General features: G+C 63.3%; 24 protein-coding genes and 1 tRNA gene. 9 read left to right on the forward strand and 16 right to left on the reverse strand.

Translation table 11 applies throughout. The annotated features are described in order from the left end of the window. The first annotated feature begins 119 nt into the window (after positions 1 to 119). Entirely contained in the window at positions 120 to 602 is a 483-nt protein-coding gene (locus tag C8N34_RS23565; RefSeq protein ID WP_145693863.1) for a thermonuclease family protein, read from the forward strand. A gap of 188 nt (positions 603 to 790) precedes the next feature. Here the strand turns inward: C8N34_RS23565 and C8N34_RS23570 are convergent, their stop codons facing one another. From C8N34_RS23570 to C8N34_RS23585, 4 genes are all read right to left on the reverse strand, one after another. Next, positions 791 to 1435: an MAE_28990/MAE_18760 family HEPN-like nuclease gene (locus C8N34_RS23570; RefSeq protein WP_242013905.1), complete on the reverse strand. Its 645-nt coding sequence runs from the start codon at positions 1433 to 1435 to the stop codon at positions 791 to 793. Positions 1436 to 1444: 9 nt separating this feature from the next. Then, complete coding sequence (locus tag C8N34_RS23575) at positions 1445 to 2551, reverse strand: DUF262 domain-containing protein (protein WP_108130760.1); 1107 nt, start codon at positions 2549 to 2551, stop codon at positions 1445 to 1447. 232 nt (positions 2552 to 2783) lie between these two features. After that, positions 2784 to 3416 carry an SOS response-associated peptidase gene (locus C8N34_RS23580; RefSeq protein ID WP_108130761.1) on the reverse strand — a complete coding sequence of 211 codons (633 nt, stop codon included), beginning with the start codon at positions 3414 to 3416 and terminating at the stop codon, positions 2784 to 2786. A 22-nt stretch (positions 3417 to 3438) separates the two neighbouring features. Then, positions 3439 to 4641, reverse strand: coding sequence for a DNA polymerase Y family protein (locus C8N34_RS23585; protein ID WP_108130762.1), 1203 nt, complete (start codon positions 4639 to 4641; stop codon positions 3439 to 3441). 72 nt (positions 4642 to 4713) lie between these two features. On the opposite strand from C8N34_RS23585, the gene C8N34_RS23590 reads away from it, so the two are divergent. Continuing rightward, positions 4714 to 5040 carry a hypothetical protein gene (locus C8N34_RS23590; RefSeq protein ID WP_145693861.1) on the forward strand — a complete coding sequence of 109 codons (327 nt, stop codon included), beginning with the start codon at positions 4714 to 4716 and terminating at the stop codon, positions 5038 to 5040. 218 nt (positions 5041 to 5258) lie between these two features. On the opposite strand, the gene C8N34_RS23595 is transcribed toward C8N34_RS23590, so the two are convergent. The 10 genes from C8N34_RS23595 to C8N34_RS23640 all read right to left on the reverse strand — a co-directional run bounded on the left by C8N34_RS23595 (position 5259) and on the right by C8N34_RS23640 (position 14732). After that, positions 5259 to 5332 (reverse strand) — tRNA-Gly (locus C8N34_RS23595). Positions 5333 to 5477: 145 nt separating this feature from the next. Continuing rightward, on the reverse strand, positions 5478 to 6023 hold the full coding sequence (locus tag C8N34_RS23600) for a fasciclin domain-containing protein (protein WP_054303615.1): 546 nt from the start codon (positions 6021 to 6023) through the stop codon (positions 5478 to 5480). Between the two features lie 95 nt (positions 6024 to 6118). After that, positions 6119 to 6748 carry an anti-sigma factor gene (locus tag C8N34_RS23605; RefSeq protein ID WP_108130764.1) on the reverse strand — a complete coding sequence of 210 codons (630 nt, stop codon included), beginning with the start codon at positions 6746 to 6748 and terminating at the stop codon, positions 6119 to 6121. Beyond that, the gene (locus C8N34_RS23610) at positions 6745 to 7287 is read right to left on the reverse strand and encodes a sigma-70 family RNA polymerase sigma factor (protein ID WP_108130765.1); all 543 of its coding nucleotides are present in this window, start codon (positions 7285 to 7287) and stop codon (positions 6745 to 6747) included. Before C8N34_RS23610 ends, C8N34_RS23605 begins: the two co-directional genes overlap by 4 nt. Positions 7288 to 7332: 45 nt before the next feature. Continuing rightward, positions 7333 to 9363, reverse strand: a complete 2031-nt coding sequence (locus C8N34_RS23615) for an ASKHA domain-containing protein (protein ID WP_054303612.1) — start codon at positions 9361 to 9363, stop codon at positions 7333 to 7335. 15 nt (positions 9364 to 9378) lie between these two features. After that, positions 9379 to 9804 carry a cupin domain-containing protein gene (locus tag C8N34_RS23620; protein ID WP_054303611.1) on the reverse strand — a complete coding sequence of 142 codons (426 nt, stop codon included), beginning with the start codon at positions 9802 to 9804 and terminating at the stop codon, positions 9379 to 9381. Between the two features lie 96 nt (positions 9805 to 9900). Then, the gene (locus C8N34_RS23625) at positions 9901 to 12348 is read right to left on the reverse strand and encodes a calcium-binding protein (protein WP_108130766.1); all 2448 of its coding nucleotides are present in this window, start codon (positions 12346 to 12348) and stop codon (positions 9901 to 9903) included. 142 nt (positions 12349 to 12490) lie between these two features. Beyond that, positions 12491 to 13471, reverse strand: a complete 981-nt coding sequence (locus tag C8N34_RS23630; protein ID WP_054303609.1) for a methyltetrahydrofolate cobalamin methyltransferase — start codon at positions 13469 to 13471, stop codon at positions 12491 to 12493. A gap of 9 nt (positions 13472 to 13480) precedes the next feature. Continuing rightward, positions 13481 to 14404 carry a methylenetetrahydrofolate reductase gene (locus tag C8N34_RS23635; RefSeq protein WP_054303608.1) on the reverse strand — a complete coding sequence of 308 codons (924 nt, stop codon included), beginning with the start codon at positions 14402 to 14404 and terminating at the stop codon, positions 13481 to 13483. Between the two features lie 31 nt (positions 14405 to 14435). After that, positions 14436 to 14732 (reverse strand): virulence factor, encoded by a 297-nt coding sequence (locus C8N34_RS23640; protein WP_054303607.1) that lies wholly within the window; start codon positions 14730 to 14732, stop codon positions 14436 to 14438. Between the two features lie 227 nt (positions 14733 to 14959). Between C8N34_RS23640 and C8N34_RS23645 the strand changes: the two genes are divergently transcribed. Both C8N34_RS23645 and C8N34_RS23650 read left to right on the forward strand, forming a co-directional pair. Beyond that, a complete protein-coding gene (locus C8N34_RS23645) occupies positions 14960 to 16099 on the forward strand; it encodes a Ppx/GppA phosphatase family protein (RefSeq protein WP_054303606.1) in 1140 nt (379 codons plus the stop codon). After that, complete coding sequence (locus C8N34_RS23650; protein ID WP_054303605.1) at positions 16096 to 16842, forward strand: RlmE family RNA methyltransferase; 747 nt, start codon at positions 16096 to 16098, stop codon at positions 16840 to 16842. The genes C8N34_RS23645 and C8N34_RS23650 overlap by 4 nt, the downstream gene beginning before the upstream one ends. Before the next feature lie 49 nt (positions 16843 to 16891). Here C8N34_RS23650 and mepK read toward each other — a convergent pair whose 3' ends face one another. After that, positions 16892 to 17461, reverse strand: a complete 570-nt coding sequence (mepK, locus tag C8N34_RS23655; protein ID WP_054303604.1) for a peptidoglycan L,D-endopeptidase MepK — start codon at positions 17459 to 17461, stop codon at positions 16892 to 16894. 325 nt (positions 17462 to 17786) lie between these two features. Between mepK and C8N34_RS23660 the strand changes: the two genes are divergently transcribed. From C8N34_RS23660 to C8N34_RS23675, 4 genes are read left to right on the forward strand one after another with little or no spacing between them, the layout of a single operon-like run. After that, positions 17787 to 19382 carry a L,D-transpeptidase family protein gene (locus C8N34_RS23660; protein WP_108130777.1) on the forward strand — a complete coding sequence of 532 codons (1596 nt, stop codon included), beginning with the start codon at positions 17787 to 17789 and terminating at the stop codon, positions 19380 to 19382. A 41-nt stretch (positions 19383 to 19423) separates the two neighbouring features. Next, positions 19424 to 20503: a UDP-3-O-(3-hydroxymyristoyl)glucosamine N-acyltransferase gene (locus tag C8N34_RS23665; protein WP_108130767.1), complete on the forward strand. Its 1080-nt coding sequence runs from the start codon at positions 19424 to 19426 to the stop codon at positions 20501 to 20503. A gap of 37 nt (positions 20504 to 20540) precedes the next feature. After that, positions 20541 to 20807 (forward strand): acyl carrier protein, encoded by a 267-nt coding sequence (locus C8N34_RS23670; RefSeq protein ID WP_054303602.1) that lies wholly within the window; start codon positions 20541 to 20543, stop codon positions 20805 to 20807. Continuing rightward, positions 20804 to 22015 carry a beta-ketoacyl-[acyl-carrier-protein] synthase family protein gene (locus tag C8N34_RS23675; RefSeq protein WP_108130768.1) on the forward strand — a complete coding sequence of 404 codons (1212 nt, stop codon included), beginning with the start codon at positions 20804 to 20806 and terminating at the stop codon, positions 22013 to 22015. Before C8N34_RS23670 ends, C8N34_RS23675 begins: the two co-directional genes overlap by 4 nt. Before the next feature lie 49 nt (positions 22016 to 22064). Here C8N34_RS23675 and C8N34_RS23680 read toward each other — a convergent pair whose 3' ends face one another. After that, the gene (locus C8N34_RS23680) at positions 22065 to 22730 is read right to left on the reverse strand and encodes an invasion associated locus B family protein (RefSeq protein WP_108130769.1); all 666 of its coding nucleotides are present in this window, start codon (positions 22728 to 22730) and stop codon (positions 22065 to 22067) included. 506 nt (positions 22731 to 23236) lie between these two features. Between C8N34_RS23680 and C8N34_RS23685 the strand changes: the two genes are divergently transcribed. Further along, positions 23237 to 24811 (forward strand): helicase HerA-like domain-containing protein, encoded by a 1575-nt coding sequence (locus C8N34_RS23685; RefSeq protein WP_108130770.1) that lies wholly within the window; start codon positions 23237 to 23239, stop codon positions 24809 to 24811. Positions 24812 to 24815 lie beyond the last annotated feature (4 nt).

The raw sequence follows: 24815 nt of genomic DNA on the forward strand, positions 1-24815 counted from the left end.
AGATTTCCTGCCATGTTGGTCTTTCAGATCGTCACGGTTCCAATAGTTGCAACCTGACGGTGCGGTCGTGGTCGGTCAACCGCCAAACTCTTGCCACATCCCCGCGGTAAACGGCGACCATGAGCCTGATCCGACAAACCATCCTCGTATCGGTAGCCGCCATGTGCGTTGCCGCCTACCTGACCCAGCAGCAGGCCGACAGCGCGCCCGGCAAGAGTGTGTCGATCCTGCGCGGTGGCGATGCATGGAGCGGCAGTTCGTCCCGGGTGCGGCGCACCGTCGAGCCGCGGGCCTCCGAGCAGCATCCGGCCAGCGCGGGCGCGGTCCTGATCGACAATGTCACGCGCGTGCGGGACGGTGACACCATCGTCGTCGGCCTCATCCCGATCCGCATCGCCAACCTGGACTGCGCGGAAAAGGGCACCGCTGCCGGTGACGCCGCCACGGTGCGGGTGCGTGATCTGGTCGCGGGTGCGCAACTGACCTGCGCGCTTGAGGGGCGCCGGTCCTATGACCGCGAAGTCGGCCTGTGCGCGCTGCCGGACGGGAGGGATCTGGGCGAGGTGCTGATCGGGGAGGGGGCCTGCGGGCGGTGGAGGTGAGGTGGCAGACTCGGGCGGGAAGCCGACTTTCGCTGCAAACGCCCATAACGCATGTGGTCAAACGAACAGTGGACCTTCCACCGCTTGTGGATTGACTGACTTTGATGTGTCCAATGAAGATTCCCCGGAACTCATTTCGCAGTCGTTATCGACTGAACGACAGCCCACAGAAACCCAGAGACTCGCAGTTAGGCTACCCTTTTGTAGCTCTCTAGCGAAGCTGCGTTCTCAATGTCTGTTTTGTAAAGCCGCATAAGGTCGACGATTTCGACTACCAGTTTGTCGAAGTCGCTTCCTGCAATATCAAGGAACTCGCCATGTGCGACTCGATTTCTTCTATCCACCAAGCTTGAGTCGATTAGGTTGAACTTTGTTTCATAGGGAGTTGTGTCGATATTCAAAGATCCAGCAATGTTGCTGAAAACCCTTGAGGTCAGATTGGACTCTGTATTGACGGCCGAGTTGATTTGCAACTTCGCCGTCTCATTCATTTTTGAGAAAATAAACTCCATCGCTTCGATGTTGGGGAAAGTCTTCCTGCTCTCAACGAGCGTATTGATCTTTCCCTTTAAACCAAAAACGACAAAGCAGGACTTTAGGTCGCGATAAGGCAGTGCTCTGCTTTCGACGTAGCTGAGGTAAATCTCAGAGGAGTTCTTTATGAAGCCTTCCCAGTGCGCATAAAGCAGAGCGACCCCAGCTCTGATAAACGGCTTGCGCTGAGTCCCACTTGACCGGGCTCCGACTCTGAAAACACCAATCTCTTTAATCCGCCAAGCCATCTCCTTGTCCAATGCCGATTGCAACTCGTTGAGTGTTCTGACCTTGACCACAGCTTGCCCTCACGGCTTCATTAAGTCTTCCGCAATCGGCAAAAGGTTTGCAAGCCGCGTCGTGCCTCGAACTCCAGCGCCAGAGTTATTTGAAAACGTTGGATTGTTCTGCAGATTCTTTGCCTTTTCTACCAGAAGCTCATTTCTGTTGTCCGGCGTCATTGCCTCAATGGCGGGAAGGTTCTTTGAAACTCCCGTAGCTATGACCTCGAATAGCGACATAAGGAACTTGCCACTGAATGAAGCCCCATTCCATCTTTGGAAAGCGGAATCGCCTAGTGCGGCCTCAAGGAGGTCAAAAGTTTTGTTGAAGATCTCACTCTCGACGGCCATGTCTATACCTCCTTTGGAAGCTAGCTTAAACAAGGCATCATCGAGGTACTCGTGTACATCTAAGCCGGCTCTATATGGCACGAGTCGAAAAGCAAGGAAGCGCAAAGCTAACTCTGTTCCCGCTTCTTTTTCCAGAGCTGATTCTGTTTGTCGTGTTGTGCGTACGAAGCTCGGCCGTTTCGACAACCCAGCAAGCCAATCGTAAAAACCCTTATTGATCGATACAGCGATACTGTTTCGAACCTCCTGCTCTGACAGATTCGCACCACCGGTATTCAATCTTTGGAATAGTTCATATTTGGCTGAGGCGGCGCTCTCTGATTTTAATATCTCAACTCTTAATCGAGCGCGCTTTATTTCGATTTGAAGCTTGCTTCCCATACCATCCGCAGCACCCTCAGAAGATTCATTCCAGCGCTTACCATCTAGGCTGGGTAGGAACCGGGTTCCATTGAGCACTAAAGGCCCTAGCTCTTCGGCGCGCTGCCCGGTGAGGTCGCCCGTGAGTTGCAGCACCGTTGAAATGCGCTGAAGGCCATCTATTAACTCCCAAATCCCGTCCTCATCCTGAAACACAAATATTGGGGGAACTGGTATCCCAAGAAGAAGAGATTCAATAAATCGTGTCTTTCTCTGATCATCCCACCGGAAAAGGCGTTGAAATACAGGGTCGATCACTAGCTCCTTGTCCTTGTAGAGATTGATTACCTCTCCTAGTGACATTTCGTACCCGTCTGTCACGACTTCCTGTCGAGCCTTCTGTACTTCATCTATCAATGTCATTGCTCTTCGGCCCCGTTCCCCACGATCATTCACGGAAAGCCTAGCGTCCAGACAAAAGAACTGCCACGAGAAAAGACGAAACCCTCGAACTCTATCTGGTCTTCGCAGAAGGTGGCCGTGCTGAAGCCTCGATTTGTGCTCTTCGATCGTTAGCGCGTGAGGCCAGAAAGGCAGCAAAGGGAAAGCTGCTGCGCGGCAACGCATAGGACGGTCATTGGCAGCTCAGGGCCGTTCACTCCACCACCCCCAACTCCTCATCCCCCAGCGGCCGCTGCAACCCCCGCGCCTCGGCCCACGGTGCCCGCAGCCACGCATCCCATTCGCCCGGCTCGATCAGCACCACAGGCATGGCCTTCGGATGGATCGGCGCGACCACCGCATTCGGATCGCAGGTCAGGAAGCCGAACAGGTCGTCGGTTGTCTGGCCGTCCTTCAGCTTCCGAAGGCTGGTCCACTCCGGCACCCAGATCCCGGCGAAAAACGCAGGGCGCCCATCGGTCACCTCGAACCATGAATTGCCTGCGCCGCGCCCGCCGGGCCGAGGTTCCGCGAACCTGTCGAACGGCACGAGACAGCGATGCTCCGGCCCAAGCCACCGGCGCCAGTGCGGGCTGCCGGTGTTGCGCACGTTGGTCACGCCCCGGTCGATCCCGCTGGGGCTGTGATACTGCGGTGGTGAGGGCAGGCCCCAGCGTGCCCGGCGCAGGACATGCCCGGCGCCCTCGGCAGTGATGATCGGGGCCATGCGGTCGGGGTAGATGTCGCCGGGTTCGATGTTGCCGGCACGGTTCTCCCACGACCCGCCCTGTTCAAGGGCTTGGCGCAGGATATCGGCGGCACGGGTTTGGGCGAAAAGGTTGCACATGGGCTTACTATACCCGCTCTGATCAGCCGCGCTCGAAAAATCCGGGGTGCGGCCGGTTGATCCCCAGACGGATCGTTCCCGCTCCCCAGCGGTCGTTGATATAGTCCATTGCAACGCTCGCCCGCTCGGAGGCGGTCCGCTCGGCCGGGCGCAGGGGCAGCAGCAGATCACCCGTGCGGGTCACCAGATGGTCAACATCGGCTAGGTGGACACCGATCGACATCAATTCCGCCCCCCGGATGTAAGGCCAAGCCTCGCGCCAAAGGGCGCGGTTGATCCGAAGGAAGGTGGCAGTGTCCTGGCTGGGCGCGCATTTCACGGATCTACCCCACCCACGGCGACCGATTGGGGACATGAACAGTGAGAACGAGGCCGCCACCCTGCCATCACGCCGCAGGCGCGCGGATGATTTCTCGATCAGCCAGCGCGAAACCAGATAGGCCTCGGTTGGCCGTCGAAAGGCGGGGGCCAGGACCTTCGAATTGCCGTAACCACCGCGCTTTGTCTGCACAAGCGGGATGTCCATGCATTGCAGTGACCGCACGAACCGCTCGCCCTCGACGCTGCGCCAGATCGCCCGCGCGTGGCGCGGGTCCAACTGGCAGAGCGCAGCCACATCCCGCACGCCAGCCCGCATCAGGCGGTCCCGCATGGCGCTCGATATGCCCGGCAGATCGTCAAGGGCCAGATGTGCGATGCGGTCAGGCATGTTGTCAGCAAAGAGCCACTGGAAACCATTCGGCTTTTCTAGCTTCCCTGCGATCTTGGCGAGCAGGTGGTTCGGTCCGATCCCGGCTGAGAACCGCAGGCACTCGCCCACTTCGGCCGCCACCGCGGCCTTCAGCGTGGCCACCAGCTCGGCCGCACCGGGGAGGGTTGTGGCTTCGCCAGACAGCGCAAGCTGAAACTCGTCCACGCTGCGAATGCGCACCAGCTCCGCATGCCGGTCCAGCACCTCGGCCACCCGCAGGTTATAGCGGACATAGAGCCGATGTCGGCTGGCCCGGAAGGCGATGCCAGGGCAAAGGCGGCGCGCATCTTTGACGCTGGTGCCGGTTTTCACGCCGAATGCCTTGGCCTCATAGCTTGCGGCCACAACACAGCCATGTTCGTTCTCCATCGCCGTGATGGCGACGGGGCGCCCCCGCAGCGACGAATCGAGCTGCTGTTCGACGCTGGCAAAAAAGCTGTTCATATCGAGATATAGAACGCGGAACGGTCCCATCCCCAAGCCCTCGCGGATGTTCAGAGAGCATAGTTTGTTCTATATTTGTTCTCATCACGCAAGGGGGTGAACATGGACAGGAAAGGACAGTTGGCCAACGTCGCCTTCGGCGGCGCGTGGTCTGAACAGATCGCGGGCAACGAGGCTCTGGCGGCCGCCGTGCGCATGCTGGACGAAGCCGCGTTGCTTGCCGCAGATGAGGATCTGCGCGGGAACTCCGATGTCAGTGAGGCGCTTCTCGTCGCCGCATCCAGCCACCCGAAAGGGGCGATGTTGATGCAGGCATGGGACCGGGGGCTTGGCATCCACAACCAAGGGGCGCGGGTGGCGGAGCTGCAACGGATCGCGCGGGCGATCCGGGTCGGGCTGGGGAGCCGGATACGGCAGGAGGGGCCGTAACGGCTTGTCGCAGGAAGCATCGGACGGGCCGATCCAAGCGCAAGCGCAAGGGTGTGCTCAAATCGTGAACAAACTTCGGGAGTTTCTTCGGGACTCGTTGCCCGTAAACGTCCAGAACTGTCCTGTGTTGGCCGTTCGTTCCATCTGCCGTCAAGCGTAACGCGCAACGCGACAGCCTGCAAAGTGCAGTAAATTCAACGGCTTGCAATGTGTGTGGGTGGAGCGGGTGAAGGGAATCGAACCCTCGTCATCAGCTTGGGAAGCTGCGGCTCTACCATTGAGCTACACCCGCATTGGCGGATCAGATAGCCGAATGGCCGGGGCAGTGCAAGGGTAAATGGGGCGACCCGGCAGGCAGAACGGCTTGTTCTGACAGGAAACCCCGCCTGCCGGGGGCAGACGGGGCGAGGGCTGTCATATAGCGTGTGGCGGCGCGATCAGCTGGCCGGAAGCAGCACGGTGTCGATCACATGGATCACGCCGTTCGACTGTTTCACATCGGCGATGGTGACGGTCGCGACATTGCCCTGACCATCTTTGATCTGGACTTTGTCGCCATCCATCATCGCGGTGAATTCACAGCCGCCGACGGTTTTGACCGGATGCATGCCCTTGTCATCGGCGATCATCTTCACGATGGCATCCGACATGGCATTGGCCGCGACGACATGGCAGGTCAGGATCTTGGTCAGCTGATCCTTGTTTTCGGGCTTCAGCAGGGTTTCGACCGTGCCCGCAGGCAGCTTGTCGAAAGCGGCATTGGTCGGGGCGAAGACGGTGAAAGGACCGGCGCCCGACAGGGTTTCCACCAGACCAGCCGCCTTCACCGCAGCAACCAGCGTGGTGTGATCGGCCGAATTCACGGCATTCTCGACGATGTTCTTCGTCTCATACATCGGCGCGCCGCCGACTTCGGGGTTCTCGGCAAGCGCCGGGGCGGTGCCCAGGGCAAGGATGGCGGCGGCAATACGAATGGATTTCATCTGTCGTCTCCTGTGATCCGAAGCGGGTCTGTCCCGCCCGATGCCAGAAGTTACGGAGCCATTCGCGCCGGAGTTTCAGCCTCACGCGCCTGTGATCAAAGCGTGATCTGACCCGCCGCGACGATGGGTCCGGTGGGGACGCCCTGCGGTGCGCCACCTGCCGGTTCCAGCGTGACCGCGAGCGTCCAGCCTGCCGGTGGCGCCGGGTAGGCCACGCGCAGCGGATCGGTGCCGATCAGGCCAAGCGAGACCGGCGCCGCGTCTGGTGCGATGATCCAGAGCTCGTGCGACTGGCTGGCGGTTGGCGCGGCCCCGGCGACGCGGCGAAGGATCAGGTCACGCCCGTCGTAATGCGCCTCGAACCGCAGGCCCGCATCCGGCGCACCGAGTTCGGCGATGACCGGCGGGGCGGAGGGCGCCAGCAGCGGCGGCAATACCACCGCACCCAGCAGCACGGCCGCTGCCGTGACAAGCCCGCCGAGCCAGCCTTGCCAGCGTGATCGCGCAGGCCGGGGGAACAGCCGCGCCTCGATGGTGGGGAACAGGTCGGGCGCCGGGCTTTCGGCATATTCCGCATTCAGCCCGGCGAGGCGATCCTCCCATTCCGCGACCAGTTCCTGCAAGGTGGGATCGGATTTCAGCCGGGCGGCAAAGGCCAGACGCTCGGCATGGGGCAGGGTGCCCAGCACATATTCGCCCGCGATGGCCCGGTCTTCGACGCTCATGCCCGGACACCTTCCATGCAATCGCGGAGCGCGGCAAGCCCGCGCCGCAGCCAGGTGCGCATGGTGTTCAGCGGCACGTCATGCCTGCCTGCCAGATCGGCATAACTCAGCCCGTCCAGATAGGCGCCGCGCAGCGCGGCGGCGCGGGCCGGTTCCAGGGTGTCAAAGCACTGGACGATCTGCCGGGCCTCGCCCAGCGCGATCAGGCGGCTTTCGGCCGGTGGTGCGCTGTCGGCGATCTGGTCGTATTCAGCTTCCTCGGTCTCTGTCGGTCGGGCGCGCAGCCGGTCGATGGCCAGATGCCGGGCGACGGCAATGACCCATGTCATGCCGCGTCCCCGTGCGGGGTCAAAACGCTGCGCGCGCAGCCAGATCCGGGTATAAACCTCTTGCAAGGCTTCCTCCGCTTCCTGCCGGTCTTTCAACATACGCAGGAGCACGCCCATAAGTTTCGCGCTGGTGGCGGAGTATAATTCCCGAAACGCCGCGCGGTCCTGCGCGGCGCATCGGGTCAGCAGATCGGCTATCGGATCATCCATGCCCGAGAAGCTAGCGCAGCGGCGCCAAAGTCAACCCCGCGAGGGTCATCCTCTGCGACGGCGACGGCCTTCAGAGCCTGCGGTATTGTAGCTGACTTCCGGCAGGGGCGCGATGGCGGCCAGATGCGGGAAGGGATCGACCGCGTTGGGGATGGCGCTTGCATTCACGAAATGCTCCTGAAAGCGCGGCTCGATGGCGGTTTCGACCTTGTGGATCTCGTGCACCGTCGCCTCGATCGCATCACGGGCGGCGCGGTTGCAGAGCGCGATCCGCGCCCCGGTGCCTGCCGCATTGCCCGCGCTGGCCACCTTGTCCAGCGGCGCATCAGGAATCATGCCAAGGATCATCGCGTGTTTCGGGCTGATATGGGCACCGAAGGCCCCGGCCAGCACGACACGATCCACATGATCGACGCCCATTTCATCCATCAACAGTCGTGCACCGGCATAAAGCGCCGATTTCGCCAACTGGATGGCGCGGATGTCGCCCTGCGTGACCGTGATGACCGGCCCGCCCGTCGCGCTGCCATCGAACATGAGATACGAGTTGGTGCGCCCCTCGGGGCGGCAGCGGTCGGTGCCGACCTGTTCGGCCGATCCGATCAGGCCCGAGCCATCCAGAATCCCTGCCAGACGCATCTCGGCCACCGCTTCGATGATGCCGGAACCGCAGATGCCGGTGATACCGCTGTTTGCGGTTGCCTCGGCAAAGCCCGGATCGTCCGACCACAGGTCGCTGCCGATCACGCGGAAACGCGGCTCCTTGGTGGCCACGTTGATCTCTACCCGCTCAATGGCGCCTGGGGCGGCGCGCTGGCCACTGGAGATCTGCGCGCCCTCAAACGCAGGGCCGGTGGGCGAGGAACAGGCCAGCACCCGTTCCTTGTTGCCCAGCAGGATTTCCGCATTGGTGCCGACATCCACGATCAGCACCATATCCTCGGATTTGTCGGGCGCCTCGGCCAGCGCCACCGCCGCCGCATCGGCGCCGACATGGCCCGCGATGCAAGGCAGCACATAGACCTGCGCCGCGCTGTTCACCGCCGTCAGCTCCATCTCGCGGGCGGGCAGGGCAAGGCTGCCCGAGGTTGCCAGCGCGAAGGGCGCCTGACCCAGCTCCACCGGGTCGATGCCCAGAAGCAGGTGGTGCATCACCGGGTTGCAGACAAAGACCACCTCATAGATCGAGGCCGGATCGACGCCCGCTTCGGTGGCGATGGCCTGCACCAGCCCGTTGATCGAGGTGCGCACCGCCGCCGTCATCTCCTGATCACCGCCGGGGTTCATCATGGCATAAGAAACACGGCTCATCAGATCCTCGCCGAAGCGGATCTGCGGGTTCATCACGCCGGACGAGGCCAGCACATGCCCGTCGCGCAGGTCGCACAGATGCGCCGCGATGGTGGTCGATCCGAGGTCGATGGCAAGCCCGTAAAGACCACCGTCATGGTAGCCCGGCCAGAGGTCCAGAATGCGATGCGCGGTATCGTGATTGCCGCGATGCAGGGCGACGGTGATCTTCCATTCCCCCTTGCGCAGCACGGGTTGCAACCGGCGCAGCACCGCCAGATCGGCGACCACGGCATCGACCTGCCACTGTTCGGCCAGCGCACGCTGCACACGTTCAAAATCCCCGGTGGGTTCATGCATGTCAGGCTCTGCCACCTCGATGAACAGGAGGCGGGTCGCCGGGTCCATCGTGATCTCGCGCGCGGTGGCGGATTTGCGGATGACCTGCTTGTGCACCTGGCTTTCCGGGGGCACGTCAATCACCACATCGCCCATGACCTTGGCCTGACAGCCCAGCCGCCGCCCGTCGATCATGCCGCGCTTGGATTTGTAGCGTTCCTCGACGCTGTTCCACTCGCTCAGCGCTTCGTCATCGACATGGATGCCGAACTTGGGAAATTCGCCATATCCCGGCGTGATCTGGCATTTGGAACAGATGCCGCGGCCGCCGCAGACGCTGTCGAGATCCACGCCCAGCGACCGTGCCGCCTGAAGGACCGGCGTGCCCAGCGGGAAACGCCCCCGCTTGCCCGAGGGGGTAAAGATAACCAGCGCGTCGTCACTCATCTTGGCCTCTCGCAGTCAGGCCGCCCGTTCGGGCGGTATCGGGGGTTCTGGCTCTGCCGGGACGGGCAGAAAGCTGTAGGCGATCTGGTCGAAGGAATCGCGCGCGAAGGTGTAGAACCATTTCAGCGGCGCCGAAACCACGGGCACGCCATGCACGGCGCCGCCGGGGATGAAGAGCATGATGCCGGGGGCGAGCCGGTGCGGCACGCCGTCGATCACCACTTCGCCTTCGCCCTCCAGCCCGAAATAGACTTCGGCCTCGGGGTGGGAATGAAACGCAAAGAACTCACCCGGCGCCATCAGCGCGATGCCGCAGACAAGGCTGTCGCTGGCAGTCATGCCCTGCGACAACAGGGTCTTCCAGCGAATCGTTCCCTTCGCCGGGTCATCCCAGGTTGCCTCCGGGCAGTTGCCCGCATCCACCGAAATCGCGGCGCGCATGTTTCCCTCATACCCTGTCGCTGGCCCTTTCTAGGCCGGGGCGGCGCGCTTGCCATGGCTGTTCGCGGCAGGTTTCGGTCAGGTTGCGGCGTGGCGTCAGAAGAACAGGTCTTGCAGGAACACCTGATGGCCTGGCGCAAGATGCAGTGTGCTGCCCGCATCGGTTTCCACCAGCCGCATGCCATCGGGCAGATGCGCCAGATCCACGGCGCGATTGCCGAAAACAAGCCGATCCTCGCCGGGGGTGAAATCGGTGATGACCGACCGGCTGGCGGTCTTGCCGGCGTCATGGAAAATGAAACGATCCGCGCCGCTGCCGCCGGTCAGCACATGGCCGCCGCCAGACAGATCGGCAAAAAGCGTGTCGCGCCCGGCACCGCCATCCAGATGCGAGCGGCCCGTGCCACTGTGCAGAACGTCATTGCCAGCGCCGCCCGCCAGCGTGTCGCGCCCGTTGTCACCGAACAGGGTGTCACCACCACCGCCGCCTGAGAGGGAATCGTTGCCCGCGCCACCGGCCAGCACATCCTGACCGGCACCGCCCTCCAGCACATCATGGCCCGCACCACCGCTCAGCGTATCGTTGCCGGTTTCACCGAGCAGCCGGTCATTCCCCGCCATGCCCAGCAGTTCGTCATTGCCGCCACTGCCGCGCAACAGATCCTGCCCGCTTCCGCCGTCGATGTGATCTGCGCGGGCCGTGCCCAGAACTGTATCGGCCCCCGTGCCCGCCGTCACGCGGCGCAGGGCGCCGAAGCTTTGCCCTTCGATATCCTGCCAGCCTTCGCGGATCAGATCGTTACCGGCTGTCCCCTCGACCGATGTCTTGTCGCCCGCCAGCAACAGCGCCGCCGCGCCAATCTTGCCGCGGGCGTTCAGCAGGATCGTCTCGGTCCCGTCGGAATGTGTGATCACCACATCGTCCACTGCCTTGCCGTCAAGGGCGCGAAAGGTCATCCGTGCCTTCACATCAGTCCAATCCGTATAATCCCGGCCCAGATACAGCCGGTCTCCTGCATCCTGTCGGAAATCCGTTACCAAATCGGAACCGGCAGAGGCATCGAAACGGTCAGCGCCCGCGCCACCCTCCAGCGTGTCTTGGCCCGCTCCGCCGCGCAGCAGATCGTCACCGCGCCCGCCGAACAGCAGGTCATTGCCGGATCGCCCGAGGAGCGTGTCGGCATCGTCCTGACCGAACAGAAAATCCTCATCCCCCGCGCCACGCAACAGATCGCCGCCCTTGCCGCCATACAGAAAGTTGTTGGCCTCCGCCGCCCCGGTCAGCGTATCGGCACCGCCATAGCCAAAGGCGAAACCGGCGCCCGCGACAGGATCCATGGACAGCTTGCCGTCATATTCCTCGTTGCGCAGACGGGCAGTGACGACGTCTGCCTCCAAAGCCTCGGCCCCGTTATGGCCGCGCGGGGCATCGTCAAGCGAGAAGGCATTCAGCGCGAAGGCGAGGCTGTGCTGGTGCAGGTAGCGCAGCTTCGCCCCGCTGTCGACGGCGACAAGGCTGGAGGCGCCCGCCTCGGCACCGGAAAACCATGTTGTGCCGATGCCGCGATCCGCGAACCATTCCTGCATGCGCGACATGCTGCGCGTCACATTCGGCGCGAGGCTGAAATCGTTGATCAGCGCGCCGCTGAAGCTGGTTTCCGTCAGCAGGATGTCGTCATCACCCAGCGGAGCCAGCGCCGTCGCGTAGATTTGCGCAAGCTCTTTGGGATCGGTCACTTCGGTGCCACTGTGCCAGCCGGGATAAAGATGCCCGGCCCAGACCAGCGCATCGCCGATCTTGGCGCGCAGGAAATCCAGCGCGCTTTTGTTGCCTACTGAATTTTCTGCCAGATCGGTGAATCGCGCCGAATAGGCCCAGCCGCCGACCAGCACCCGCGCATCCGGGTCAGCCGCCTGCACCCTGGCCGCAAGCTCGGCCATATGGCGGGCGTAAAGCCCGACAAACTGCGCTTCGGCGGCGAGTTTGGTGCCACGCTCTGCCAGTGTAACACCACGCTCGTAGGCGGCGGCCTCGTTCGCAAGTTCGTAGCCCCAGACCGCCTTCTGCGCACCCGGATGCCGGTCGAGCCACGCCAGCATCTTGTCCCAGGCGGCGATCGCGCCATCCTGCACAGTTCCGTCCAGTGCTTTGGCAAGCTGCGCGCTGGTCATCGCGCCATCGTCGCCGGTGGTCTGCTGTGCACCATCTGTCAGGGTGAAGATCAGCTTGAAACCCTGTTTCACCGCTGCGGCAATGAATGCCTCGTATTGTGGATGCAGGCCCCCCCTGGTGTCGAAAGCATACTGGTTGAAGGAGAGGCGCAGGGTGTTGACGCCGGGCAGGGCAGTGCGCAACCCCTCGGCAAAGCCTTGTGGGTCGTCATCCATTCCGAAGGGCAGGATCTGCTGCTGGCCCTGCCAGTTGTAATAACGCCGGTCCTCGGCGAGATGTGCGTCATAGCTGCCGGTCGCGCGGTCCTGTTCGGCCGCCTTTTCGGCGAGAAACAGGATATGGATGGCATTGATATGGCCGAGGTCGCTCATCTGGTCCGGGTCAGGCTGGGGGCTTGATCCGGTTTCTGGCGGGCGGCGATGGTCAGATTAGGCCCGGCCTGCGGCAAAACTGTGCCGCTCATGCAAAACGCCCGCCGGCAAGGGCGGGCGTCTGCATCGGAGAGAAACCGGATCAGCCGCGGCCGCGACGGCCACCCCGGCGCCCGCCCGCAGCCTGGCTGGCAGCGGCGGAGGCTTCGGCGAAGGACGCACCGCCCTCGACCGCCTCGATCACCTTGGCGAAGCGAATCCATTCGCCGCCATTGGCATCGTGGTTCATCAGGAAGTTGGCGGCGCGGATCGCCTCCATCTCCACCTGACGGACCGGGTTCATGATCGCGCTCGTCATGCCCGCACCGATGGCCATGGGCAGGAAGGCCGCGTTGATGCCGTGGCGATGCGGCAGGCCGAACGAGATGTTCGAGGCGCCGCAGGTGGTGTTCACGCCCAGTTCCTCGCGCAGGCGGCGGACCAGCGCGAAGACCTGCTGACCGGCGGTCGCCATGGCGCCCACCGGCATCACCAGCGGGTCCACCACGATGTCATGCGCCGGAATGCCGAAATCGGCGGCGCGTTCGACGATTTTCTTGGCCACGGCGAAACGGACATCCGGGTCGGGCGAGATGCCGGTGTCGTCGTTGGAAATAGCCACGACCGGGACGTTGTATTTCTTCACCAGCGGCAGCACCAGTTCCAGCCGCTCTTCCTCACCCGTGACCGAGTTCAGCAGCGGACGGCCCTCACAGGCCTGAAGCCCGGCTTCCAGCGCGCCCGGCACCGACGAGTCGATGCACAGCGGCACGTCCACGGTCTGCTGGATGATCTCGATCAGCGCCTTCATCAGCGGCGGTTCGACAAAGTTGTTGTCGGCATAACGCGGGTCTTCGGCCATCTTGTTGGTGAAGACGGCGCCCGAGTTCACATCCAGCACGGTCGCGCCACAGGCCACCTGCTCCAGCGCGTCCTTGATGACGGTGTCGTAATTGCCCATCTCCAGTTCGGCCGCCAGCTTCTTGCGCCCCGTGGGGTTGATACGCTCGCCGATGACGCAGAAGGGCTCGTCAAAGCCGATGACAACGGTTTTGGTTTTGGATTCGAGAACGGTCCGGGTCATGGCTTTTCCTTACGCTTGATTGGCCGGGACGCCCGAGGCGCCGCCGTGTTCGGTGGCCCAGGTGGCATTGGTCTTGATGCCGCCAAGGGGGAAGAAATGCACGGATTCGATGCCGAAATCCGGGTTTTGCGCCTTGTGGACCGCCAGTTCGGTGATGAACTCGTTGGGTTCATAGGGCAGCAGCAGCTTGGTCACGTCCATCGCCCGCTTTTGCAGCACGCGCAAGGAGGGGCCGACGCCGCAGGCGATGGCAAATTTGATCATGGTCTGAAGTTTGGCCGGGCCAGCCACACCGATATGCACCGGGATCGAGACACCTGCCGCATTGATCCGGTTCACCCAGTCGATGACCGGGCCAGCCTCAAAGCAGAACTGGGTGGCGATCGCCATTTTCGCATCGGTGCGATTGGCGAAATCCTGTTTCCACTTCAGCGCCTGCATGACGATGGCATCGCCGCCGTCCTTGTCGATGTCCTTGTTGCCCTCCGGGTGGCCTGCCACATGCAGCCGCTCGAACCCGTCGAACAGGCCCGTCTCGATCAGCTGTATCGAGCTGTCGAACTCGCCCGCCGGGGTGTTGACGCCACCGCCCAGCAGCAGCGCCTGTTTCACACCGGCCTCGCCCTGATAGCGGGCAATCCAGTCGGCCAGAGTGGCGCGGTCCTTGATGATGCGGGCCGGGAAATGCGGCATGACGGGGAAGCCTTCGGCGCTGATGCGCTTCGCCGTCGCCACCATGTCCTCGATGGGCGTGCCCTCGATATGGGCGATATAGACGCGGGTGCCTTTCGGCAGGATCGCGCGGAAATCCTCGACCTTCTCGGCAGTGCGGGGCATCACCTCCATCGAGAAGCCTTTCAGGAAGGTCTCGACCTCGGGGGTGACGCCGGTCGCGGCCGGGGCATTGTCACGACGGAAACTGAACAGCGCCATGGGGCAGCTCCTCACATGGGGCGCGGGGCGCTCAGGCCCGGCCCTCGGCCTCGATCAGCGCCTTGAGGCGCGCGGTGTCATATTCGGCATCCAGACGGTCGGCGGTGTCGCGGGCGATCTGGTCCGGTTCACCCTCCACCTCGTAGGGGGCGGCCTTGCGCCATTCAGCCAGATAGGCGTCGGCGTCCTTCGCCCCCACCTTCATGGCGCAACGGTCGATCGCCTGCTCAAAGCGTTCGGGCAGTTGCACTTTCGATCCCCGACGGCCCTTGCCGACGATGACCTGGGCCGGAATGTCCCGCCAGTAAACGATCGTGACCTCGGGCATCGCTGATTCCCCTCTGTTGCGTGTTTCCCGTTCTATGCGTCGGCCAGCGACCGGCAGTGTCGGATTTCGACATCCGGCGCGCAGTCCGCGACAGCGGCAAATCTACCTTGTCGCAGGCCGGGAAGCGAGCGCCCGCGCATCGGCGCACAGACCGTTCCGCGTATCCGCGCTTGCGCGGGGGGGACAACGGGTCTACGTTTACGGTAACCGAAAATGGAGGGCGGATTATGGCGCCCGAGCGTCCCCGGGGGGAGGACGCGATCCCGCAGCCCGATGCCCTGATGGGGGCGGGTGCGGTCGAACCGTCGACCCCTCATGACACCCGGTCGGGGCCGCAGCTGTATGCTGCGCTCGATCTGGGGACCAACAGTTGCCGAATGCTGATCGCCCAGCCGAAGGGCAGTCAGTTTCAGGTCGTGGACAGCTTTTCCAAGACTGTCCAGCTAGGCGTGGGGCTGGAGGCCTCGGGCCGGTTGTCGCGTGCCTCGATGGGGCGCACCGTTCAGGCCCTGCGCATCTGTCAGAAGAAAATCGAAAAGCATGGCGTCAGCCGGATGCGGCTTGTCGCCACCGAGGCCTGTCGCCGTGCGCGGAATGCGCGCGATCTGATGCGCCAGATCCGTCGTGAAACCGGCCTGTCGCTGGAAATCATCCCACCCGAGGAAGAGGCGCGGCTGGCGGTCATTTCCTGCGCGCCTCTGGTCTCGCGCCGGACCGAACAGTTGCTGGTGGTGGATATCGGGGGTGGTTCGACCGAACTGGTCTGGATCGACCTTTCCGAAGTGGCCCCCGAGGACCGGCAGCGCGCCATCATGCAACTGCATTCGGGCTTCAACCAGCCGGGCGCGGCCACGGCCGCGCGGGTGGTGGACTGGATCTCGGTGCCGCTGGGGGTGGCGACGCTGAAAGATCAGTTTCAGGATGTCGAGGACGATGCCGCCCGCTTTGCGCTGATGAGCTGGTTCTTTGAGGAAAACCTTGCCAGCTTTTCCCCCTACAACGCCGAAAACCCGCGCGAGGGGTTTCAGATCATCGGCACCTCGGGCACCGTGACCACGGTCGCCGCCAGCTTTCTGGGCCTGCGCCGCTATGACCGCACCAAGGTGGACGGGCTGCGCATGACCTCGTCCCAGATCGACACGGTGATCCGCGACTATCTTTCGCTTGGCCCCGAGGGCCGCCGCACCGATCCCCGCATCGGCCGTGACCGGCATTCGCTGATCATGTCCGGCGCGGCCATCCTTCAGGCGCTGATGCGAATCTGGCCGACCGACCGATTGTCGGTGGCGGATCGCGGATTGCGCGAAGGGCTTCTTTACGCACAGATGAGCGCCGACGGCGTTCTGGAAGACGGACCATATACATGACGACACCGCCCAAGAACACTTCCGGCCGGGGCCAGCGCGACCTGCGGGTCCGGGTCAAGACCGCCAAGGGGCGCAAGCTGTCCTCGACTCTCTGGCTCGAACGGCAGCTGAACGATCCCTACGTCCAGCGCGCGAAACGCGAAGGCTATCGCGGCCGCGCGGCCTTCAAGATTCTGGAACTCGATGACAAATACGGCTTCCTGAAACCCGGTGCGCGGGTGGTGGACCTTGGCTGCGCGCCGGGAGGCTGGTGCCAGGTCGCGGTGGAGCGGGTGAATGCGCTGGGGCAGAACCCGAAAAAACCGCTGGGAACCGTGCTGGGCGTCGATTTGCAGGAGGTGGAGCCGATTGCGGGGGCCGATATTCACCAGCTCGACTTTCTGGCGGATGATGCCGATGACAAGGTGAAGGGCTGGCTTGGGGGCCGCGCGGATGTGGTGATGTCGGACATGGCCGCCGCTGCCTCGGGGCACAAGGGCACCGATCACCTGCGCATTATCGCGCTGGTCGAGGCCGCGCTGGCCTTTGCCTTTGACGTGCTGGAGGATGGCGGCACCTTTGTCGCCAAGGTTCTGGCCGGCGGCGCCGAGATCGAGATGCAGACCATGCTGAAGAAGAACTTCACCAAGGTCGCCAATGTGAAGCCGCCCGCCAGCCGCTCCGACAGTTCGGAAAAGTTCGTGGTCGCCATGGGCTTCCGTGGGCGTCAGGCCGAAAGCGGCGCGGGCGAGGCAGAGGGCTGATTGAAAAGGGCGCCCGAAGGCGCCCTTTTTCGTTCCTCCCGGCCGGGGCTCAGCCGCCCCAGTGCCGGACCGGGCCGCAATCCATATGAACGAAGTTGGACCCGGAATACCGGCCCACACCACCCGAGGCACAGGATTCCGCCGCGCGGGCCATCTGACCTACCGAGCGCGATTTCAGCCGCAGATCGGCTGCCTGACCCTTCATATGCAGCGAGTTTTTCGCCACGCCGCCCGATTTCGACCGCAGCATCGCGTTTGTCTTCGGGCTGCGATAGCCCGACAGCAGCATGAACGGCTCGGACACATCCAGAAGACGGTGCGAGGCTGCCATGATGTCGACCGTGCGCGCATCCATGGATACGGCCTGATCGGTGCGCCAATCGCGCATGAAATGGTTAATTTCCTTCAGGACTTCGGGGATGTACTTCCCTTCGATCCAGTAGATCGTATCAAGGCTTTCGCCCGTCCGACCCGAATACATCCGGATACGCCGGATATCGCCTGCGCCCCGCAACAGCCCGAAAGCGTTGGAGTAGGTGGGTGCTGCCACAACCGCGGTTGCCGCGAACACACCAAGAAGGCCCCGCCGCGTGAACCCGGTTTTTTCTGCCATGCTCATGTGAAAGCCTGTCCTTCGGTCTTCTTATGCCGCTTTTCGTACGGCTCTGCCACTTTTGCCCAAGTGCACGAATTGTATGACACAAGTCGAATCGCAACAGAAGGGGCCAGATCGTCCGCAGGGGTCATTGAACGCCCGATCGGCAAATATTTGCTGAATCCGGCTCAGCGCAGGGAACCGATCGGCATTTCGCGGCTGAGTTGCCGAAATGTGACAAATTCACCCCTTGATTCAGGTATTCGCGCAACGGTCTGAACCGGATGTGAGTGGACTCGGGGCGCCAAATCTCCGAAATTTGCACGAAGTTGAATTGTTCGAGGTCAAGATGCCGCGTTTTCTTCGTCCGCGCCGCAAGGCGATGCCCTGTGCGCTGGCCCTGATGCTGGCCGCCGCGCCGCTGTCGGCGCAGCCGCAGATCAGCCCCTTCGCGCAGACCGTGGCGATTGCCGCCGCGAAGGATGACGCGCTTTCGGCCTTTTATGCGAAACGAAACTACCAGCCGATCTGGACCGCCGCCGATTCTGCCGAACGGCGCGCCATCCTGCTGGGGGCGCTGTCGCGGGCGGCCGATCACGGCCTGCCGGTGCAACGCTATGATGCCCGTGCTCTGGCTGAGGCCCTGCGCGCCGCCCGGACCGAAGGCGACCGCGCCCGCATCGAGGTTCGGATGACGCGGGCGCTCCTGGATTACGCGCACGACCTTCATTCCGGTGTGCTGGAGCCGAAGAAGATCGACTCGACCATCGTGCGCACCCTGCCGCGTCTTGAGGATGCGCAGGTTCTGACGGTCGCAGAAGCCGGGGATCTGGCCGGTTTTCTGGGGTCGCTGGCGCCGACCGCGCCGGCTTATGCGCAGCTGATCAAGGCCAAAATAGGGATCGAGCGTCAGATTGCCCGTGGCGGCTGGGGGGCTGAACTGACGAGCCGCCCCAAACCCGGCAGCAGCGGTGACGCGGTGGTGGCCCTGCGTGACCGTCTGGTCGCCATGGGATATCTCTCGCTCTCTGCCAGCCGCGATTATGACGCCGAGATCCAGCGCGCCGTTCAGCGCTTTCAGCTTGCGCACGGGCTGAACGCCGACGGCATCGTGGACGAAAGCACCCTGACCGAGATGAACGTGCCGCCCGAACAGCGGCTGAAATCCGTTCTCGTGGCGCTGGAGCGCGAGCGCTGGATGAATATCGAGCGCGGGCGGCGGCATATCTGGGTCAACCAGACCGATTTCACGGCCCGGATCATCGACGATGGCAAGGAAACCTTCGTTACCCGCGCGGTCATCGGCAAGAATGTCCCTGATCAGCGCACGCCCGAATTTTCGGACGAGATGGAATATATGGTTGTGAACCCGAGCTGGTCCGTGCCGCGCTCGATCACCACCAAGGAATACCTGCCGCTTCTGAAGAAGAACCCGAATGCGGCGGGTCATCTGAAGATCGTCGACAGCCGGGGCCGGGTGGTGGATCGCGGCTCGATCAATTTCGGCAAGTATACGGCGGCGAATTTCCCCTTTGCCATGCGCCAGCCGCCTTCGGATGGCAATGCGCTGGGGCTGGTGAAGTTCATGTTCCCGAACCAGTGGAACATCTATCTGCATGATACGCCTTCGAAATCTTTGTTTCAGCGCGAGGTCCGCGCCTTCAGCCACGGCTGTGTCCGGCTGGGCGATCCCTTCGACTTTGCCTATGCGCTTCTGGGGGCGCAAAGCGATGATCCGGTCGGGCTGTTCCAGGGTGTGCTGAAATCCGGACGCGAGCAGGCGATCAAGCTTGAACAGCATGTGCCGGTGCATCTGGTCTATTTCACCGCCTTCCCGGGACCGAAGGGTGAGATGAATTACCGGCGCGACATCTACGGCCGTGACGCGGCCATCTATCAGGCACTGATTGCGGCCGGGGTGGCGCCGGGCGGTCAACAGGGCTAAATCTGGACCGGGGCGCCGGTTGCCCCGGACAAGAGGATGCCATGGCCCATACGATCCGCGACATTGCTACCGCCCTTGGTGCCGAGGCGGCCGGAAACCTTGACCTGACAGTCTCTTGCGCGGCGGAGCCTCATTCGGCAGGGCCCGAGGCGCTTGCTCTGGCGCTGGACCCGAAATATGCGGGGGGGCTTGCCAAAGGGCAGGCGCGGGCGGCAATGCTCTGGCCCGGTGCGGACTGGCAGGAACTGGGGCTGGAGGCGGCCATCTTCGCGCCGCGCGGCCGGCTCGCCATGGCGGGCCTCAGCCGGATGCTGGACGCAGGCCCGGCTATCGCCCCCGGCGTACATGCGATGAGCGTCATCGACCCCACAGCAGAAATCGGCGCCGGTGCGGCCATCGGGCCTTTCGTGACCATCGGCGCGGGCGTACGGATCGGGCCGAATGCCCGCATCGCGGGCCATGTCAGCATTGCGGAAGGCGCGACCATCGGGGCGGATGCGCTGATCCTGCAAGGCGCGCGCATCGGGGCGCGGGTCACCATCGGCGACCGCTTCATCTGCCAGCCCGGCGCGGTGATCGGGGCCGATGGGTTCAGTTTCGTCACACCGGAGCGCAGCGGGGTTGAAGAAATCCGCTCAACCCTTGGACAACGTGACGAAATCCGCGAACAAACCTGGACGCGCATTCACTCTCTGGGGGCCGTCACCATCGGCGACGATGTGGAAATCGGCGCCAACGCCTGCATCGACCGCGGCACCATCCGCGATACCGCCATCGGATCGGGCACCAAGCTCGATAATCTGGTGCATATCGGGCATAATGTGCAGGTGGGCCGCGATTGCCTCCTCTGCGGGCAGGTCGGCATTGCCGGATCGTCCAGAATCGGCGACCGTGTGGTGCTGGCCGGGCAATGTGGTGTGAATGACAATATCTTTGTCGGCGACGATGTGATCGCTGGCGGGGCGACCAAGATCTTCACCAATGCGCCTGCGGGTCGGGTGCTGCTGGGGTATCCTGCGGTGAAGATGGAAACCCAGATCGAGATCAACAAGGCCTTGCGCCGCTTGCCGCGTCTGGCGGCGGCGGTTGCGGAACTTCAGAAAGTTGTTGCAAAGTCTTGATAATCCGACGGGCAATCTCGGGCATCAGGAGTGTGGCATGGGTGAGAGCGTCAAGGAACGGGTGATCGCCATTCTGGCGGAGCAGGCGGTGATGGACACCGCCGACATCCGCATGGAGGACAGCCTGGAGGATCTGGGGCTCGACAGCCTCGGTCTGGTGGAAAGCATCTTCGCCATCGAGGAAGCTTTCGACATTTCGGTGCCGTTCAACGCCAATGAACCGGGCAAGTCGCAGTTCGACATTTCCTCGGTCGCGGCGGTGATCGCGGCGGTCGAGGGGCTGGTGGCGCGGAAGGCTGCATGAAGCGTGTGGTCATTACCGGCGCGGGCACGATCAACGCGCTGGCCCAGGATGTGCAGAGCACCTTCGCCGCGATGCGCGAGGGCCGGGGTGGAATCGGGCCGCTGGACATCCGCGACGTCGACAGGCTGAACGTGAAGATCGGGGCGCAGGTCAAGGGCTGGCACCCGGAGGAACATTTCAGCCGCCAGCAGATCCTGCTGTACGACCGCTATACGCAGTTCACCCTGCACGCGGCGCGCCAAGCGGTGGCGCAGGCCGGGCTCGATTTCGACGGGCATCTTGGCTACGAGACCGGCGTGGTTCTGGGCACCGCCGGGGGCGGGCTGACCACGCAGGACGAGAATTATCGTGCCGTCTATGAGGAGGGGAAGAACCGGGTTCACCCCTTCGTCGTGCCGAAACTGATGAACAACGCCGCTGCCAGCCACCTGTCGATGGAATTCAACATCAAGGGGCCGAGCTTCACGGTGGCCACTGCCTGCGCCAGTTCCAATCATGCGATGGGGCTGGCCTTCCAGATGATCCGGTCGGGCGCCTGCCGCGCCATGCTGACCGGCGGGGCCGAGGCGATGCTGTGTTTCGGCGGCATCAAGGCCTGGGAGGGCTTGCGCGTCATGTCCACCGACGCCTGCCGTCCGTTCAGCCTCAACCGTTCCGGTATGGTGCAGGGCGAAGGTGCTGCGATCTATTTCTTCGAGGAATACGAACAGGCGCGCCGACGCGGGGCCGAGATCCTGGCCGAGGTGATCGGCTTCGCCATGACGTCGGATGCCTCGGATATCGTGATGCCCTCTAAACAGGGGGCGGCGCGGGCCATTGCCGGGGCGCTGCGCGACGCGGGGCTGAACCCGGAGGATGTGGGCTATATCAATGCGCATGGCACCGGCACCTCGGCCAATGACAAGACAGAATGTGCCGCGATTGCAGATGTCTTCGGGCCGCATGCAGACCGGCTGATGATTTCCTCGACCAAGGCGATGCACGGGCATGCCATCGGCGGCACCGGCGCCATCGAGATGCTGGCCTGTCTGCTGGCCCTGCGCGAGGATATCATCGCGCCGACGATCGGTTATGAGGAGCCGGACCCCGAATGTGCGCTGGATGTTGTGCCGAATGTGGCGCGGCAGGCGCGGGTGCCGGTGGTGCTGTCGAATGCCTTTGCCTTTGGCGGCATGAATGCGGTGCTGGCCCTGCGCCGCGCGCCATAGCAAAAGGCCGCGCCTCAGGCGCGGCCTTTCTTTTTCATCCGTCAGGCGATCAGTTCGCCGCAGCCGGAGCGGGCAGCGCGTCAAAGCCCTTGGTGAAGCCCTTCAGCGAGATGTTCAGAACGACCTTCTGATCAGGCGCGGCCACCGGAACGATGGTCATGGTCGCCTTGTTGCCCTTCTTCATCGTCGCCACTTCCTCGGCGGTGAAGCCGATGCGGGCAACGCAGCTGGCGCGGTCACACCACGAGAAGGGATAGACCTTCGGTTTGCCACCATCGATGGCGATGACGATGTTTTCGGTCAGCAGGGTTTCCAGCGGCGCGGTGATCGAGGCACCGGCCTGCGCCTTTTCCCCCTTGGGCAGCGGGAACATGCCGATCTCGGCGACCGGATTACCCTGCTCGTCTTTCAGAAGCTGGTAAAGCTGGCAAAGGTCCGGCTGGCCTTCGGCACCGCGCATGCAGCGTTCGGCCCAGTCGTCATAGGTTTCCTTGACATAGATCGAACCGGGGCCATCGGCCGGCTGAGCCGCCGGAGCGGGCTGTGCCGGGGCCGGAGCGGGTTCCGCCGGAGCGGTGGTTTCCGGTTGCGCCTGCGTCGTGGTGGTGTCGGCGGGCTGGGTCTCGGTCGGCGCGGTTTCCTGCGCCAGCGCTGCACCTGCCAGACCGAAGGACAGCGTGACAGCCAGAGCCTTGGTCATATCAATCATCGGCATAGCGATTGTTCCTCAAATCATGATGGCCGCCCGTTTAGCATGCGGCGGGCAGGGTGTCAGGCCGGAAAACGGGGCCATGAACACGAATGTGAGGCATGGGCGGCGAATTGCCGCGCGGCCGGATCACGAAACGCGACAGGCGGCCCGCAAAATGAAAAAGGGCCGGTAACCCGGCCCTTTTCCTCAACGGATATTGCTCCCTGTCGGACTGGCCGACTTCATTGAGGCTGACGCTACGGCCTGTGCGGCCACAGGTCAACATCTATTTTTGACGCTTTCGTGAAGAAAAACGACGTTTCCGGCAGTCAGCTTTTACGGAAAAAAGCCGCGCCCGGACAGGCGCGGCCAGTCGACAGGGAGGAAGTCACCGCCCCGGCGCGCTGCGGAAAACCGCAAGGGCGCCTGAGACCAGATCAGACTGGCACAAAGCTCTTAACACTGTATTTTCAAGGCGCGCGCAGGCGTGGACCGGCAGGAAAGGGCGGATTGTGAGTGCTGAGCAGGGGATGATCTTCTTGGGCGGTGGTGGCGAGGGCTATGGCACGCCGCAGCAGCTCTTGCTGAAATACGGCAACCGTCACGGGCTGATCGCCGGGGCGACGGGCACGGGCAAGACGATCACGCTGCAAATCCTGGCGGAAGGGTTCTCCGCCGCCGGTGTGCCGGTCTTCCTGTCGGATGTGAAGGGCGATCTGGGTGGGCTGGCGGTGCCCGGTTCACCCGAGGGCAAGCTGCATGACGCCTTTATGAAGCGCGCCGCGACCATCGGGCTGGATCTGGTTTATGACGCGCCGCCTGTCACCTTCTGGGATCTTTATGGCGAGCAGGGCCACCCCGTCCGCACTACCGTCTCCGAGATGGGCCCCTTGCTGCTGTCGCGGCTGATGGAACTGACCGAACCGCAGGAAGGCGTGATCAACGTGGCCTTCCGGCTGGCGGATGACGAACAGCTTCCGCTGCTGGATCTGAAAGACCTGCAAGCCATGCTGACCTTCATCGCCGAGAATGCGAAGGCGATCTCGGCCCGTTATGGTCTTGTTTCGGCGGAATCGGCGGCAGCGATCCAGCGGCGGCTTCTGGTGCTGGAAAATCAGGGCGGGGCAAAGATGTTCGGCGAACCGGCGCTGGCGCTGGCCGATCTGATGCAGACCGATGCGCAGGGCAGGGGCCGCGTCAATATCCTTGCCGCCGACAAGCTGATGCAGGCGCCGCGTTTGTACGCGACCTTCCTGCTGTGGCTGCTGTCGGAACTGTTCGAGGAGTTGCCCGAGGTGGGCGACCCCGACAAGCCGAAGCTGGTGTTCTTCTTCGATGAAGCGCATCTGCTGTTTGACGGGGCACCCAAAGGCCTGGTCGACAAGGTCGAGCAGGTGGCGCGGCTGATCCGCTCGAAAGGGGTGGGGGTCTATTTCATTACCCAGAACCCGGCCGATGTGCCCGACAAGATCCTCGGCCAGTTGGGCAACCGGGTGCAGCATGCGCTGCGCGCGTTCACCGGTCGCGATCAGGTGGAACTGACACGCGCGGCCGAAACATATCGCCCCAATCCGCGCTTCGATACGAAAGATGCGATCCGCGAAGTCGGTACCGGCGAAGCCGTAACTTCCTTTCTGGAGGCAAAGGGCGTGCCCGGCATGGTGGAACGTACGCTGATCCGGCCCCCTGCCTCACAGATCGGCCCGATCCCGGCTGAGACGCGGGCGGCGATCCTTGCCGCCTCGCCGGTGAAAGGCAAATACGAGACGCTGATCGACCGCGATTCCGCCTATGAGCGGCTGCGGGCGCGATCAGAGGCCGCCGCGCGCGAGGCGGCGGCGCAGGATGAGGCAAAGGCACGGGAAAAGGCGGGCAGCGACTGGAAGATCGACCGCAAGGAAATCGAGGAGTTCCGCAATGCCCGCCGCTACGACCCGAAAGGCGGCAGCAGCGCCGAACGGCCGCGCACTACCAGCCGCAGCAGCAGTTCACGCAGCGACAGCGTGGGCGAGGCCTTTGCCAAAAGCTTTGCCCGGCAACTGGGCACCAAATCCGGGCAGGCGGTTATCCGTGGCGTTCTGGGCACACTTTTCGGCAAGAAATGACCCG

The sequence above is a fragment of the Gemmobacter caeni genome (assembly GCF_003054195.1).
Lineage (GTDB): Bacteria > Pseudomonadota > Alphaproteobacteria > Rhodobacterales > Rhodobacteraceae > Gemmobacter > Gemmobacter caeni.

Coding starts and splice junctions, on each gene's coding strand:
- C8N34_RS23565 (WP_145693863.1), top strand. CDS start 120: ATGAGCCTGATCCGACAAACCATCCTCGTATCGGTAGCCGCCATGTGC.
- C8N34_RS23575 (WP_108130760.1), bottom strand. CDS start 2,551: ATGACATTGATAGATGAAGTACAGAAGGCTCGACAGGAAGTCGTGACA.
- C8N34_RS23580 (WP_108130761.1), bottom strand. CDS start 3,416: ATGTGCAACCTTTTCGCCCAAACCCGTGCCGCCGATATCCTGCGCCAA.
- C8N34_RS23585 (WP_108130762.1), bottom strand. CDS start 4,641: ATGGGACCGTTCCGCGTTCTATATCTCGATATGAACAGCTTTTTTGCC.
- C8N34_RS23590 (WP_145693861.1), top strand. CDS start 4,714: ATGGACAGGAAAGGACAGTTGGCCAACGTCGCCTTCGGCGGCGCGTGG.
- C8N34_RS23600 (WP_054303615.1), bottom strand. CDS start 6,023: ATGAAATCCATTCGTATTGCCGCCGCCATCCTTGCCCTGGGCACCGCC.
- C8N34_RS23605 (WP_108130764.1), bottom strand. CDS start 6,748: ATGAGCGTCGAAGACCGGGCCATCGCGGGCGAATATGTGCTGGGCACC.
- C8N34_RS23610 (WP_108130765.1), bottom strand. CDS start 7,287: ATGGATGATCCGATAGCCGATCTGCTGACCCGATGCGCCGCGCAGGAC.
- C8N34_RS23615 (WP_054303612.1), bottom strand. CDS start 9,363: ATGAGTGACGACGCGCTGGTTATCTTTACCCCCTCGGGCAAGCGGGGG.
- C8N34_RS23620 (WP_054303611.1), bottom strand. CDS start 9,804: ATGCGCGCCGCGATTTCGGTGGATGCGGGCAACTGCCCGGAGGCAACC.
- C8N34_RS23625 (WP_108130766.1), bottom strand. CDS start 12,348: ATGAGCGACCTCGGCCATATCAATGCCATCCATATCCTGTTTCTCGCC.
- C8N34_RS23630 (WP_054303609.1), bottom strand. CDS start 13,471: ATGACCCGGACCGTTCTCGAATCCAAAACCAAAACCGTTGTCATCGGC.
- C8N34_RS23635 (WP_054303608.1), bottom strand. CDS start 14,404: ATGGCGCTGTTCAGTTTCCGTCGTGACAATGCCCCGGCCGCGACCGGC.
- C8N34_RS23640 (WP_054303607.1), bottom strand. CDS start 14,732: ATGCCCGAGGTCACGATCGTTTACTGGCGGGACATTCCGGCCCAGGTC.
- C8N34_RS23645 (WP_054303606.1), top strand. CDS start 14,960: ATGGCGCCCGAGCGTCCCCGGGGGGAGGACGCGATCCCGCAGCCCGAT.
- C8N34_RS23650 (WP_054303605.1), top strand. CDS start 16,096: ATGACGACACCGCCCAAGAACACTTCCGGCCGGGGCCAGCGCGACCTG.
- mepK (WP_054303604.1), bottom strand. CDS start 17,461: ATGAGCATGGCAGAAAAAACCGGGTTCACGCGGCGGGGCCTTCTTGGT.
- C8N34_RS23660 (WP_108130777.1), top strand. CDS start 17,787: ATGCCGCGTTTTCTTCGTCCGCGCCGCAAGGCGATGCCCTGTGCGCTG.
- C8N34_RS23665 (WP_108130767.1), top strand. CDS start 19,424: ATGGCCCATACGATCCGCGACATTGCTACCGCCCTTGGTGCCGAGGCG.
- C8N34_RS23670 (WP_054303602.1), top strand. CDS start 20,541: ATGGGTGAGAGCGTCAAGGAACGGGTGATCGCCATTCTGGCGGAGCAG.
- C8N34_RS23675 (WP_108130768.1), top strand. CDS start 20,804: ATGAAGCGTGTGGTCATTACCGGCGCGGGCACGATCAACGCGCTGGCC.
- C8N34_RS23680 (WP_108130769.1), bottom strand. CDS start 22,730: ATGCCGATGATTGATATGACCAAGGCTCTGGCTGTCACGCTGTCCTTC.
- C8N34_RS23685 (WP_108130770.1), top strand. CDS start 23,237: ATGATCTTCTTGGGCGGTGGTGGCGAGGGCTATGGCACGCCGCAGCAG.